Here is a 14,265-nt window from a genome sequence, read left to right on the forward strand (position 1 = left end):
CAAGATCTGACCCTCTATCTGTGCTATTTTTACCCCCAATTGCCAATAATGTTAACTATACCCCCAAGTGCGGGTAAAAAGCTTGGAAATCGTGTTTTCTCTTTTAAACGGCCAAGTAATGGTTTCCCAACCACACGAATGGGGTCGCGTCTTGACTTTTGCCTATTTCTAAAAGAGCAAATGTCAAGACGCGACCCCGTGCCGCTTGCTATTCATATCGTGTTAAGTTTCTGATTTTTGTGATTTCTAGCTCATGGTAAAGGCAAACGGCAAGATCTGACCCCTTTACTTTATTATTTGGTCTAAAATGATAAATAGGTGAATTAGGAGTTTTATAATGTCAATTTCATGGATGAACAGTAGCATCTGCACATATAAAGGAATCAGTCGTAGGACGGACGTGAATATTGAGCGATCTGAGTATTTAGTGGATTACGGAACAATTATCCATAAATCTCAGTTTCGAAGATTATCAAACAAAGCTCAAGTTTACCTTAATCCATTTATTGATTATCCAAGAACTCGCTTAACTCATTCCATTGAGGTTGAACAGATTGGTAGAGAGTTATCTAGATTTTTTGTAAGCAAATTGATAGAAAAATTTGATTTAAAAAATGAAACCCCATTTGAAAAGGATTTTGAGGATTTAGTGGCTACCTCTTGTCTGGTACATGATATAGGGCAAGCTCCTTTCGGTCACAGAGGTGAAAGAACGCTCAACGAATTAATGAGAAAGAGGGGGGTAGATGATACTAATTGCTTTGAAGCCAACAAACAAAACGTTAGGCTCTTACTGGGAAATGAGGGTCGAAAACCTTATGAAGTAACATGTGCTTTGATTGACGGAATAATGAAGTATAAATCGACTAACTTTAAAAAAAAATCGAAATTTCCCGGGTTTTATAGTTTCGAAAAAATACCCCTGGAAAAATTATTTCATATTACAAATACTCAAAGTCTGAGGCATCCTGCTTGTTATTTAATGGAGGCTGCTGACGATATTGCTTATATTAGTAGTGATTTACAAGACGCAATGAAACTTAGCCTTGTTAGTAGAGAAGATGTTTTAACATTATTTAATGATATTGATTTACCAGAAAATCTGTATCATTTGGATAAAAAAACCTGGTCCGATTTTATTCATAGTAGTTTCGATTTAGATAACTTTGGTGCAGTTTCATCCATCCTTATCAAGGCCATGATGCAAAAAACAAAAATGAATTTAGATAATTTTCTAGATAACTGTTGTAAAAATGAAGATATTAATAACTTACCAAAATTGTTGGATGGATATTTTGAAGCAGGCGACTGTGATTTAAATATACTCTATTTTGGATCCGGCCGAAATTATTCTTCTTTAAAGCAGGACATTTATAAAAATTACGTTCTGAAAGCCCCGGAAGTTGCAAGAACAGAGTTACTTGCAAAAAAAGTGATAGAAGATCTTTGGGCAATTATGGAAGCCGAATTACTAATAAGCAACCATTATGATTCAACAGATTTATTTAAAATAATTCCTAAACATGTTCAATACAATATTTCCAAAGCTCGCAGCAACAAAAATTTCGAAGAACAAAAGTACAATTATTTGGCTGACTATATTTCAGGAATGACTGATAGATATGCAATATTTTTGTGGGAACAGATCTTTAATCCCAGCAAATTAAAATCTATTTAAATATATCACCAAACTTCGACACATATTCGACACGTTAAATTTGATATTTTGAGGAGAGAGCTTAGAAGCCTTGCTGGAGTTGGCTCCCCGGGACGGGCTCGAACCGCCGACCTAATGATTAACAGTCATTTATTATTCGATATCAATTGATTTCAAATAAAATCATAATTTCATGTAAATAATAGGTTTTTATTGATATTTGACTTTGTTTTAATATCATTTAATATTATCTAAATTCACAATTAGTGGTACCAAAATCGGTACCAAAAATCATCTTGGTACCAGTTATGAAATTTACTGATGTGTACATCCGCAATTTAAAACCTCAGCAAAAATGGTTTGAACAAATCGAGTTTAGTGGGCTAGGAATTCGAGTGATGCCAGGAGGGGGTAAATCTTGGATCTTTCGATTCACTTTTGATGGCAAGCGATACAAGATGACTTTGGGCAAGTATCCGGGAATTGGTTTGAGGGAAGCACGAGAGCTGATGTTGGATGCGGAACATCTAAAAGAGCAAGGGATTAACCCTATAGAGCACGCGAAACAACAACAAGCCAAATCGGACAACACTGTAAAAAAATTGGCTTTAAGTTGGTATACCCATTATGTCGAAAAGCATTTAAAACGTCCTTTAACAGTTAAAAAACAAATAGATGGTGATATCACAATGCTTCTGGGCGATTGGGTTTTGGATGAACTGGAAACCAAGCATATTACCCAAGCGCTAGATAAGATCGTCAAACGGGGAGCAAGCGTCCACGCAAACCGCGTTTTAAGCTCGCTCAAACAAATGTTTGGTTATGCAGTCAGCCGAGGCACTATGAGTACCAATCCAGCCTCTAACATTCGTGCAAGAGATATTGGAGGTCATGAGAAACCAAGAGAGCGTGTTTTAAGTCTGGAAGAAATCAAAACTCTCTGGCTATTTCTGGACAGTAACGACTCTCAAATGGCACCACAGACTCGGATTGCCATTAAGATTATTTTACTGACTGGTGTGCGTACTGCTGAACTGCGTTTGGCTCAGTGGGATGAAATTAATTTTGCTGAATCGCTTTGGACTATTCCCGCAATTCATTCAAAAGCCAGTATTTTACATAAAGTGCATCTCAGCAATTTGACCATAAACTTATTACAACAATTAAAATTGATCAGTAAATCAAACTATGTATTGACCGGTATTGATGGACGTCAACCATTGACAGAAAATGCCTTACCAAGGGCTATCAAGCGTATTCAGGATCGTTTAGGGATTCCCGAATGGACTGCACATGATCTCCGTCGTACCTTTGCCACTCAGCTTGGAGAAGCACTGCAAATTGATCCTGTGGTGATAGAGAAATGCCTTGGGCATAAGATGCCGAGAATCATGGCAACTTATAACCGCAATGAAATGTTACCGCAAAGAAAGGAAGCACTAGATAGCTGGGCAAATTACGTTTACAGTTTATTACAGGACAAGGTGATACATTTACCTTTCGCTAAATCCATGTGATTAGAATTATATTTGCAGGGCAGCTTTTAGTTTATCTAGCAGTTCTTGTTTTTTCTGTTTTTCCAATTTATTAATATTTTGTAATTTCCATTGGATACCGGGTAATTGATCAATGCCAGATAAAGGCATCAATGACCATTCGGGTTCACCTGATTTTACAGAGAGTAAGAATTGTCTTTCCTTATCACTAAAGTCATTTATTAATTGAATGGCGAGCTCACGCTGTATTGGAAGTAATTCAGTATGAGTAACTGGTAAATCAGTCATCCCAGCAAACTGCTTATTAAATAATGTTTCAAACTCTCTTTTAAATACGTCATTAGTGGGCTGAGGTGAAAGAAGTTCGTGCATAGGTCTGTTTGTACTTGCCAGATAAACTACAAAAGCCTGTCTTATTTCATCATTTATACCACCGTGTTCTATCAATAATTTAACATCAAATAGATCTCTAGGGTGATGCCTGTCAAGTGCTGCACAAATCTTACCGCCATAAACATCTGCTTTGGATAAGGTTTTTGTTCGAACATATTTAAAAAAAGTATCTTGAGCTTTTTGGCATAGCTCTTTATCTTCACAAGGAAAAACAGTGCTTCTAAGCGTAAAATTAGGTTCGATTTTGATCACAGCATTGTTTTGATAAACCAATAGCTTTGCTAATACTCCACTTTTCGTACGAACTTCTTGAATGATTAAATTTTTTTTACTTAACAGTTGTTTCATTTTGGTGAGTTGAGCTTCTATGTTTATCAAAAATTCATCTCTTGGTTCAATGAATAAATAAGTTAAATCTATATCAATACTTAATCTTGGCATGTTTTGGAAGAATAGGTTAATAGCCGTACCTCCCTTTAATGCAAAACATTCAAATTGATTTAAAACTGGTAAGGTATCTATCAACAATGCCACTTGATTTTGATATATTTGTTCAAAACTCACTTACAGCTCCTTTATTTCTGGCAAAGATATTTTGTATTTGGGATAATATTTACCCCCTGTTTCCATAACTCGTTTGCCTTGGCCAAGATCAACTTTATTTAAATCTAACGCAGAAACCCAAGGATGATTAAACTCCTCAGCCAGATGCATAAATAACCGTTTTACTTTGACAGAACCGCAACTTTCTAAAAGCGCCTGTACAACCTTTGGACGAAGTTGGCTCAGATTTTCCATCAGATAAACCACTTCATCGAATGATTCATCTTGTGGATAGAGATAGAGTAATTCCATGGCAGCCCTTTCTGGGCAGGATAATTGTAATTCTTTACCGTCTATAGTCTGTTTTATGATGCCTAATTGGTTATCGAGATCATTGAATATAGATGTTCTGACTATTGCAAATTCGGTGTTCCATTCAGTATTTTTCAGCCATTTGGGAAGTTTTGTTGCCAGAGGTGCGAATAACTCCACTCGATTACCTGCTTGCATCATCACGAAATGAGCCAAACCTAGTAACCGCAATGAGGTTTTACCTCCTATATGTACAGGCAACGACAATTGGTTTTGTAGTGCGCTAACAACGCCAGCCCAACCTATTTTATCACCAGCCTTTTTATAAGCTTTTGCCCCAAGATTTTCTAATAACCCGGTATGAACATACCACCATGCCAGCTTTGACGATACACCATGGGATTCAAGCCAGTCAGAAGTCAAAACTTCACCGGATGGTGAGCTAACCAAGAAATGGTTTAATTTTGTTTCATTTTTTCTAGTCATACTAGATAATATAGCATAAAAATAAACTAACGAAACAGAGTAGTTTATTTTTAAGTTAAAAGTTCTAGCCAAGCTAGAATATTTTAAATATTTTTAAACCAATCGCGGTTGATATAAAGGCAACTTGTGCTGAATCTATCAGAAAATAATGAAAATCGTTATACAACAAAGGTATTAACACAGACAGTGCCCATTATTCGATATTGTTACTATTGCAATGACGAATTCCATAAATTCAAAATTTTTTCTGGTTCAAATAATATCATTTAGTAACACATCTTTTATCTATATTGACAGCCTTAATAAGACTCTTAAAATGAAAAAATGCCAGCTGGCAAATAAAAATGATTATTGGAATTGTATTTAAATGGAAGGGTATGAATTTTTTATTCGCTAATGCGCACGAGTTAGCCGCGCTACTGGAATTACCTTATATACAAAGAGTAGTTTACCTGATGGGCATTCGTCCCTACATGGACAGACAAAGTTGTATTGTAGGCATCAAGCGCAGGATTAGTTACCAATCGTTGCGTGAAACACTTTATGTTGGACCCATTGCAGGCGTTAAAACAGGCAGCCCAAGTCTCCAGCAAATGAAAAGAGCCATTAAATCGCTTGAGCGTGCTGGTCTTATTGAAATCCAGTCAACTGAAAGGCATCTGATAGTAAAGTGTATTTACGCTGAATTGGATAACCCTTCGCCAAAAAAGGCCGTATCGAAGTCGAACCTTAATCCCGGCACAAACCCGACACAGGAAAATTCTTTAGGATCAGGGGAATCCTGTCAGTTAAGACAAAAACCAGACACAGACAATACCCCTGAGGCCGACCCACCTCATAAGTCAGAAGATTATAATTATATATATGTGTGTAGCCAATTTGAAAAATTTTGGAAAAGTTATCCACACCCCGTTGATAGGGAAGCGGCGTTTTCTGTATTTAGAGAACTTAATCCTGATGATACCTTATTTGAAAAGATAATGGCGGGACTAAACAGGCAAATTGAAAGTTATAATTTCCAGGTCATGATGGGAGTATGGGTACCTACATGGAAATATCCAGCTAACTGGTTAGCTAGAAAATGTTGGCAAACAAATCCATATGTGTTTGAGCATTCAGCACCAATTGTACAGGACTGTGATAATAAACAGGTAGGTATTCAAGATGACTGAAGTGCATGGGATAACACATAATACCCATCCTTTTAAGAGTCAAAGATTATTGTTTACCTCTATTTTTTTCTGCGTCACTGCAATTTTCCAGCAGTGACGCAGAAAAACCACCTTGATTTTACCGCGTAAAATCAACACATTTCAGCATTTTGTCCGATCCCGCCAATCGGGATTGGACAAAATTCTTTCCAAAATCCCTTGCGAAGCAAGCACCGCTTTGCTAATTTGGAATCAAGCATGACTGATGAGCTGGTGAAATTCCGGCGAAACGTCAACCGACGTCTTATGCAAAGCCACCTTAACCCTTAACTTGTGGCTGGACGTTTAGTAGGGTAAGTAAAGGTAGCAATTTTTTAATAATTGTTTGATCAATTTAAAATATATAGGAGGTAACGGATTAAAAAATGGCTGTAAACAGGCGAAACCGTTTGCCATATTACGGTTGATTTGCCCCCAACTTCGAGCTACGCAGCATTGCTGGGTTTCAACTTTGAGTGAGCCGCTCGACCAACACTAAACTTAAAACAGGGCAAATTCAGTGATTTTATAGGTGGTTGCATTATTATATTAAGCTATAGATGATAGGTTTGTTTTTTAGACATTCGTCGTCCAATCACATGTCTCATAAGTGACATTTGAGCATCTGAGAAATTTGAAATAATTATTTTTTCTTTAAATCTTCTGGCGCCAAGGGTTTCTGCAAGTTTACCAATTACTTCATCAGCAACAGATGGTGTAAAATTTACATCAGCTAAATTAATCTCAATCGAGTTATATTTATTTAAAAACTCAATAATAAGCTCAAAAGCTTTGGCTGCATTAGAGCGAGAAGAGTTGTCATTTACTAAATCTTTAAGTTGAATTTTAAAAGAAGTCTTCATCACTATACCCCTCTGCCACAGGCCAACTATCATATATAGATTTACTATCCAGTGGTTCATCAATTTTCCATTCTAATACAAGTATAGTCCCATTCCATCGAGAATTAATTGTATCATGGAATTCTGTGCTATTTTTTGAGCAAGAGTATATTTCATTACCAGAAGCCAAAATATAGGTTCCGTTTGCTTGTATCATTAAATCTTTAGCAAGCGTTAGACCATATCCTGAATGATCGTTTTGAGGTTTACTGGTTACACCATATTCTGAAGCAATTTTACATGAATTTTCATTTTCTAATCGAGTAATCAATTGGTTATTTTCAATTAAGGAATCTCTAATACCTATTCCAGCGTCAGCTATTGCAACTTGAATTAGTTTACCTTTAGGCCAGCTTTGTGCACAAACCAAACATGGTAAATCGGACTTAACTCCAGCATGATCAAAAAAATTATTTATTAACTCAGTTAAGCAAATTGTTAAAGATTCACGGATTTCCTTTGATGCAGTATTTAAAATAATCTTGGTTAATTCATCTGTAATATGCGAAACATCTTGTTGATTATCAAGAAAAGCCTGAACAGGTAAAAATTTTCCGGTATTCTGATTTTCTGAAACATTGCAAGGAGGTAATAAATTTATCGCATCCCATAACTTCATTCTTGCAGCGTATTGCATAAGATCTTCTGGTAACTTCATAGTCTCCCACCCTGCTTTTTTTACTGCTAATCCAATAGTAACAAAATGAAATGGTTTTAAAAAACTGGGGCACGAACAACTACCCGTTGGAATCTTTTCTAATTGTTCAAGCCATTGGGCTATTTCTGTTTGTTTGATGTTTTGCATTGAACGGCTTAAAGGTAAAATATATTACAAATTATAGGGGATAAAATGTATTAAACAATCGGTACCAAAACTGGTACCAAGCTTCAGGATGGTAAAACTTGGAATTCGCCAAAACCTAGACTGGATATGGCTCCCCGGGACGGGCTCGAACCGCCGACCTAATGATTAACAGTCATCCGCTCTACCGACTGAGCTACCGGGGAATTGAGGCGAAATCTTAAAACGATTCCGCTTAATGGTCAAGTATATTTTGAATTTATTTTTATTATTCGCTACAAAAACGTTGTAAACGGTTTAATGCGTCTTTCAATGTATCTATTCCAGTGGCGAATGATATGCGGATGCAGCCTTCTGTTCCGAATGCGGATCCGGGTACCAGAGCGACTCCAACTTCGTTTAATAATTTTTCGGAAAACTCGATGTCGTTGGCGTAGCCGCGTTTCTCGATGATGGCCTGGACACTGGGGAAGATGTAAAAGGTGCCGTCAGCCGGGATGACATTAATGCCTTCGATGTTGTTTAATCGATCCGCTACATAGTCATGGCGTTGATGAAATGCATTCACCATTTCGTTGACACTGTCGTTACTGCCATTTAAGGCCGCTACAGCAGCTCGTTGAGCTATGGAACAGGGGTTGGACGTGGATTGGGATTGCACGGTTTTCATGGCATTAATTAAAGGCGCAGGACCTGCTGCATACCCAATGCGCCATCCGGTCATGGCATAGGCTTTGGAAACGCCGTTCAGTACGATGGTTCTGTCGTATAACTCGGGACAGGCATTCAGTATGTTGGCGAAGGGTTGGCTCCAGATGATGTGTTCGTACATGTCGTCAGTAGCAATAAGTATATTGGGGTGTTTTTTCAATACAGCGCCCAAAGCTTTTAACTCATCCAATGTATAGGCTACTCCTGAGGGATTGGAGGGGCTGTTCAGGAATATCATTTTGGTTTTAGGTGTAATGGCTTGTTCTAACTGCTGTGCATTGATTTTATACCGTTGCTCAGGAGTGGTTGAAATAATGACCGGCACTGCTTCAGCCAATAGAACCATATCCGGATAGGAAACCCAATAAGGTGCGGGAATAATGACTTCGTCACCTGCGTTGAGGAATGCCTGGCATAAATTATAACAACTCTGTTTTCCGCCAACGGAAACTAAAATTTGATTCATCTGATAATTCAGACCATTGTCGCGCCGGAATTTATTCTGAATTGCTTCTTTTAATTCAGCAATCCCGTCTACCGCAGTATATTTGGTGTACCCCGCTTCAATGGCTGCAATGGCGGCAAGTTTAATGTGTTGTGGCGTGTCAAAGTCTGGCTCCCCTGTTCCAAGACCGATGATATCAAGGCCTTGTGCCTTCATCTGAGCTGCTTTTGCAGCTACCGCCAGAGTAGGTGAGGGTTTTACTTTTTGTACACGCTTCGCCAATGCGATATCCATCTGTTACTCCTGTGAATTATCAGTGTCCTAGCATATAATATAGAATATGAAAGACTTATTTAAAATTTATTCAAATTACCAACCAGCCGGTGATCAACCTACTGCAATTGCCTCGTTAATTGATGGCCTGGAATCAGGCTTGGCCAAACAAACACTTTTAGGCGTAACCGGCTCGGGTAAAACCTTTACTATAGCCCATGTTATTCAGGCCATGAGAAGACCCGCGTTAATTATGGCGCCAAATAAAACGCTGGCGGCTCAACTCTATGGCGAGTTTAAAGCTTTTTTCCCTGATAATGCAGTGGAATACTTTGTATCCTACTACGATTATTATCAACCAGAAGCTTATGTCCCTGCTTCCGATACTTTTATAGAAAAAGACTCATCCATCAATGAACACATTGAGCAGATGCGATTGTCAGCAACCAAAGCCTTAATCGAGCGTAAGGATGCCATAATCGTAGCTACAGTTTCTGCAATCTATGGTTTGGGTGATCCCGATTCCTATTTACGTATGGTATTACATCTTTCCCGTGGAGAACAATGCGGGCAGCGTAAAATTTTAAAACGCCTTGCTGAAATGCAATACACACGAAATACCTTAACTCTGGAGAGAGGTCAGTTCCGGGTGCATGGGGATGTTGTTGATATTTTTCCAGCTGATTCAGAAAAAGACGCGATCAGAGTCGAATTATTTGATGACGAGATAGAAAATATCGCCAGTTTTGATCCGTTAACCGGTGAAATCCTGCAACGTTTGCCGCGCGTTACAATTTTCCCTAAAACCCACTACGTCACGCCACGTGAACGCATATTGGAAACCGTTGAGTTAGTAAAAGATGAGTTGCAGCATCGTCTTGCTGAATTTAATTCACAAAACAAGCTGGTTGAAGCCCAGCGTCTGGAACAACGAACCTGTTTTGATATTGAAATGATGCAGGAGCTTGGGTATTGCTCGGGTATTGAAAATTACTCTCGTTATTTGTCTGGACGTCAACCCGGTGAAGCACCGCCAACCTTGTTTGATTATTTGCCGCCTGAGGCCTTATTGATCATTGATGAGTCGCATGTGACTGTCCCTCAAGTTGGCGGGATGTATAAAGGAGACAGGTCTCGTAAGGAAACCTTGGTCAATTATGGATTTCGCTTGCCCTCAGCCTTGGACAATCGTCCTTTACGGTTTGAGGAATTTGAAGATCGTTCGCCGCAAACTATTTATATTTCTGCAACACCAGGGCCTTATGAACAGGAACACTCATCTAACATTGCCGAGCAGGTGGTTCGCCCCACCGGATTAATTGATCCGGAAGTGGAAATCAGGCCGGTAAGAACCCAGGTCGATGATTTAATGTCTGAAACGCGTCAGGTCATCAGGGAGGGGGGGCGTGTTCTGGTGACTACTTTAACTAAAAGAATGGCAGAAGATTTAACGGATTATTTAACGGAACATGGAATTAAAGTGCGCTATTTGCACTCCGATGTAGATACAGTAGAGCGGGTTGAAATCATCCGTGATTTACGTTTGGGCGAATTTGATGTCCTTGTGGGGATTAATTTACTGCGTGAAGGTCTTGATATGCCGGAGGTTGCATTAGTGGCCATCCTTGATGCCGACAAGGAAGGATTTTTGCGTTCGGATCGTTCTTTAATTCAAACCATAGGTCGTGCTGCACGAAATGTAAAAGGAAGGGCGATTCTTTATGCAGATAAAATCACTGGTTCCATGCAAAGAGCCCTGGATGAAACAGACAGACGACGGGAAAAACAAAAAGCCTTTAACCTGAAACATGGCATAACTCCCATGGGGATTAATAAGTCTGTGGAAGATATTATGGAAGGCGCTTATATCGGTAAGCGAAAAACGGCTGTGGCAGAAAAAGTACCTGAATACATGCATTGGTCAGAGCAAGAGCTGGTCAAGCAAATTAATCTGCTGGAAAAGAAAATGTACTTGCACGCCAAGAACATGGAGTTTGAACAGGCCGCCAAGGTTAGGGATGAGTATCTGTTGTTGAAAGAGCAGTTAATGAAGGTATAACCCGACAGTCATCGATTTTGAACCCTGGGGTTCAAGTGGGGGGCGGATGAATCGGTTCAGGCTTCCCACTGCTATGGTGGGCTTGCACAACGCCAATTACAGGATGCTCCCCTGGCTAATGAGCGTTGGTTCTAAAATCACTCGCCATCGGGTTAACTACATTATAGCAGCGCTTTTTTATTAAAACATAGAAAAAAATATTAATGTGATAAAAATAGTTCTAGAGTGGATATTAAATGAATGCTTTGCTGGGGTGCATTCATGTTAACGTGGAAATGTTTTATTCAATAGTGATTTAAATTCACCGGCTTTGACGGGATGAGAAAAATACACACCTTGACCGGATTGACAGCCCAGCTCTTTTAATCGTTCTAAAGTATCGTGATCAGCAATTCCATCCGCCATCGTTTTTAGCCCTAATGTATTGGCAATTTTTATAATTGCCTCAACAATTTTAATTTTTTTGGGATCATGCGTCATTTTAAATACATAGGATTTTTCAATTTTGACTTCGTTTATTGGGTAATTGGTTAAATAAATAAACGAGGTATCGCCACTGCAAAAATCTGCAATGGATAACTGTATTCCGATTGCAGCGAGCTTGCCAAGCACTTCTTTGGTTGTAGTTTGTTCTGTTAAACAGGCTCTTTCAGTAAATTCCAGTATAAAACGGGAAGGGGGTACTTTATATCGATCAAGTAATTCTTCGATGAGACCGGGTAGCTCTTTATTTGAAGCATCTTTTACTGACAGATTGACTGATGCTGATAATGCGTAGCCTTCGCTTTGCCAACTGGCAATTTGTTGAATCACTCCTTTCAGCATAAATTCGGTTAATTGTTGAATTAAACTCGTACCCTCAACCAAGGGGATAAATTTTTCAGGGCTTAATATGCCGTATTCAGGGTGTTCAAATCGTATATGAGATTCCGCCCCTATGATTTGGCCGGAAGCCAGATTGATGATGGGTAAATAATAAATTTCCAGTTCATTATGTTCAATAGAGCGTTTCAATTCATTGATCATGATTCGATTCTGGACTAAATCATCCTGCATTTCCGGGTTATAGATGGCATAAGGCCTGCCGTCTTTTCGAGCATGATATACGGCAATGCTGGCATGGTTTATCAAGGTTACGTCATCCTGACCATGAAATGGGTAGACGGCAATACCGGCTGTGGTGTTGATGTTTATATTGATACCATCAATAGCATAATTCGACGGGATTAATTTCAGCATCTTTTCTAATAATTCATTCGTATTGAATTCTTTTTTTAGTCTGGGGAGTAAAAAAGCAAACTCATCGCTTTGCAAGCGCGAAACCATGTTCAACCCGATCGAGACCTCCAGCATATAAGGGTCGATTAGCAGATTTTTTAATTGATCGGCAAATTGTTTCAAAACCGTATTGGCGTTAAATGTCCCGAAATTATAATTAATGGCTTGAAAATCATTAATTTTTATTATGATGAGAGCCAATTGCCCCTGGGTGCCTAATTGTTCTATCCCTTGTTTCATTTGCTCGCTTAGCATGCGGCTATTCGGTAAACTGGTTAAATTGTCATGATTACTCTCGTATCGGAGTTTTAACTCCAGATTTCCACTGATATTTAAAAATTCTCGGGTTTGATCAACCAATAGGGTTTGTGCTCTGTTTACCAGGCCTTCACAGAATGCTTGACCCCAATAGACGAACATAAAAGGGGTTAAATCTAATACCCAAATTGCCGGATTGGAACGTTGCGCTTTTATAAAGCCGGCTAAACTCACCGAGCCAGTCATTTGATATGAAACGATCAGGCTGGCAATCAATATACTGCTTACAGCAATGGCTAACCCTAAAAAAGTATATCTGTTGACATGACTTTTTAGAATAATGGAGCGTGGTGTAAGGCTGTCTTTAATATTCATTTATTTTATAGGCTCTATGTCAGTAAACCGTATCGCAGGTGGATCATCAAATTCCTGATTTTTTATATAAGCAGCTCGCAGATACAAATCACCTTGAGGCGGTGATGCAAATCCTCCCCATAGTGTGTGTGCTTTTGCTTCATGCAATCCCTTTGATTCGATTTTTACATTTAATGGACCGCCATGGGGAACGCCACAGGGTGCGAGCAAACAGTCATGGGGGTACATTTCTATCCAGTGGTTATCCAGAAATCCTCGGGCTGAGCCAGCCCAAATGACAACACATTCATCAGAAACGGGGTGAGTATGAGCAGCAAATAAATCACCTGGAGAACAACGCGTTAAGTGAAATCCACATTGACGTGCACCATGACCAGGCCATAAGACAAATCGCATAGGACTGCCATTGGCTGTGAACTCAGCTCCCATAAATACGTTAAACAATGCTCCTTTATGTCGTACTTCACTGGCTTTCATATTCCAGGCACGAAGCTTCGGATGAGAGTCGTTAAAATGCATTTGATTTTCTGTGGACAAGTTACCTGGAATAATTCGGTCTTTTGCGGCTTCTGCTGCGTCAAAATCGATTTTACCCAAGTCCTGAATATAAAAACCTGATTTTTCATACAGGCTAACTAAAGGCGGGGTGATCGAACTCACCAAAACAAAATCTTCTTTATTTCCGGCTGGATTTCGGACAGCATGCGGAATATTTTCAGGAAAATAAGCAATATCACCGGCTTCAATTTCAACCCATTGATTATGAAGATAGACTTCGCCCTTTCCTTGCGCACACAATAAAGCTTCTTCAGAAATTTGATACTGATACATTGGGCTTTCTAACCCTGGAGCCAGGGTTAAAACGTGAATGCTTTCAGTTTGAAAACCATTCCCAGGCCAGGCAATTAAACGAGTGGGTATGTTATGCAGGGTAATTTCAATTCCCTCATTGAGATTGCCAATGGCCCCTCCTCTCCGTATCTCCTCATGAGTACGATTTTTAACTAAATAGCGTTCTCTTATATCCATATATCGATTCCTTCGATGATGACTATTCGTTACGCATTAGAAATACGGTGCACAAC

General features: G+C 39.1%; 11 protein-coding genes, 1 tRNA gene and 1 other RNA gene. 4 read left to right on the forward strand and 9 right to left on the reverse strand.

The genetic code is table 11. The features are described from left to right. Window positions 1-400: 400 nt before the first annotated feature. Window positions 401-1,678 (forward strand): dGTP triphosphohydrolase, encoded by a 1,278-nt coding sequence (gene dgt / locus ELY21_RS00920; RefSeq protein ID WP_158618488.1) that lies wholly within the window; start codon window positions 401-403, stop codon window positions 1,676-1,678. Between the two features lie 287 nt (window positions 1,679-1,965). Then, window positions 1,966-3,174, forward strand: coding sequence for a site-specific integrase (locus tag ELY21_RS00925; protein ID WP_127106015.1), 1,209 nt, complete (start codon window positions 1,966-1,968; stop codon window positions 3,172-3,174). 6 nt (window positions 3,175-3,180) lie between these two features. Here ELY21_RS00925 and ELY21_RS00930 read toward each other — a convergent pair whose 3' ends face one another. Both ELY21_RS00930 and ELY21_RS00935 read right to left on the reverse strand, forming a co-directional pair. Continuing rightward, window positions 3,181-4,110 (reverse strand): nucleotidyl transferase AbiEii/AbiGii toxin family protein, encoded by a 930-nt coding sequence (locus ELY21_RS00930; protein ID WP_127106017.1) that lies wholly within the window; start codon window positions 4,108-4,110, stop codon window positions 3,181-3,183. Continuing rightward, complete coding sequence (locus ELY21_RS00935) at window positions 4,111-4,887, reverse strand: type IV toxin-antitoxin system AbiEi family antitoxin (protein WP_127106019.1); 777 nt, start codon at window positions 4,885-4,887, stop codon at window positions 4,111-4,113. Window positions 4,888-5,264: 377 nt separating this feature from the next. Here ELY21_RS00935 and ELY21_RS00940 point away from each other — a divergent pair, with 377 nt between their 5' ends. Continuing rightward, window positions 5,265-6,059, forward strand: coding sequence for a hypothetical protein (locus tag ELY21_RS00940; protein WP_127106021.1), 795 nt, complete (start codon window positions 5,265-5,267; stop codon window positions 6,057-6,059). A 572-nt stretch (window positions 6,060-6,631) separates the two neighbouring features. Here ELY21_RS00940 and ELY21_RS00950 read toward each other — a convergent pair. From ELY21_RS00950 to ELY21_RS00965, 4 genes are all read right to left on the reverse strand, one after another. After that, the gene (locus ELY21_RS00950) at window positions 6,632-6,940 is read right to left on the reverse strand and encodes an STAS-like domain-containing protein (protein WP_127106022.1); all 309 of its coding nucleotides are present in this window, start codon (window positions 6,938-6,940) and stop codon (window positions 6,632-6,634) included. Beyond that, window positions 6,924-7,784 carry a hypothetical protein gene (locus ELY21_RS00955; RefSeq protein WP_127106024.1) on the reverse strand — a complete coding sequence of 287 codons (861 nt, stop codon included), beginning with the start codon at window positions 7,782-7,784 and terminating at the stop codon, window positions 6,924-6,926. Before ELY21_RS00955 ends, ELY21_RS00950 begins: the two co-directional genes overlap by 17 nt. Before the next feature lie 127 nt (window positions 7,785-7,911). Beyond that, a tRNA-Asn gene (locus tag ELY21_RS00960) sits at window positions 7,912-7,987 on the reverse strand. A gap of 62 nt (window positions 7,988-8,049) precedes the next feature. After that, the gene (locus ELY21_RS00965; RefSeq protein ID WP_127106026.1) at window positions 8,050-9,231 is read right to left on the reverse strand and encodes a pyridoxal phosphate-dependent aminotransferase; all 1,182 of its coding nucleotides are present in this window, start codon (window positions 9,229-9,231) and stop codon (window positions 8,050-8,052) included. A 46-nt stretch (window positions 9,232-9,277) separates the two neighbouring features. Here ELY21_RS00965 and uvrB point away from each other — a divergent pair, with 46 nt between their 5' ends. Further along, a complete protein-coding gene (uvrB, locus tag ELY21_RS00970; RefSeq protein WP_127106028.1) occupies window positions 9,278-11,269 on the forward strand; it encodes an excinuclease ABC subunit UvrB in 1,992 nt (663 codons plus the stop codon). Here uvrB and ssrS read toward each other — a convergent pair. The 3 genes from ssrS to ELY21_RS00985 all read right to left on the reverse strand — a co-directional run bounded on the left by ssrS (window position 11,264) and on the right by ELY21_RS00985 (window position 14,209). After that, window positions 11,264-11,426, reverse strand: a non-coding RNA gene (gene ssrS, locus ELY21_RS00975) — 6S RNA. The genes uvrB and ssrS overlap by 6 nt on opposite strands. A gap of 107 nt (window positions 11,427-11,533) precedes the next feature. Continuing rightward, window positions 11,534-13,180 (reverse strand): bifunctional diguanylate cyclase/phosphodiesterase, encoded by a 1,647-nt coding sequence (locus ELY21_RS00980; protein WP_127106030.1) that lies wholly within the window; start codon window positions 13,178-13,180, stop codon window positions 11,534-11,536. Continuing rightward, window positions 13,181-14,209, reverse strand: a complete 1,029-nt coding sequence (locus ELY21_RS00985) for a cupin domain-containing protein (RefSeq protein WP_127106032.1) — start codon at window positions 14,207-14,209, stop codon at window positions 13,181-13,183. Window positions 14,210-14,265: the final 56 nt, after the last annotated feature.

It is taken from the genome of Legionella sp. km535, from assembly GCF_003990085.1.
GTDB classification, from domain to species: Bacteria; Pseudomonadota; Gammaproteobacteria; order Legionellales; family Legionellaceae; genus Legionella; species Legionella moravica.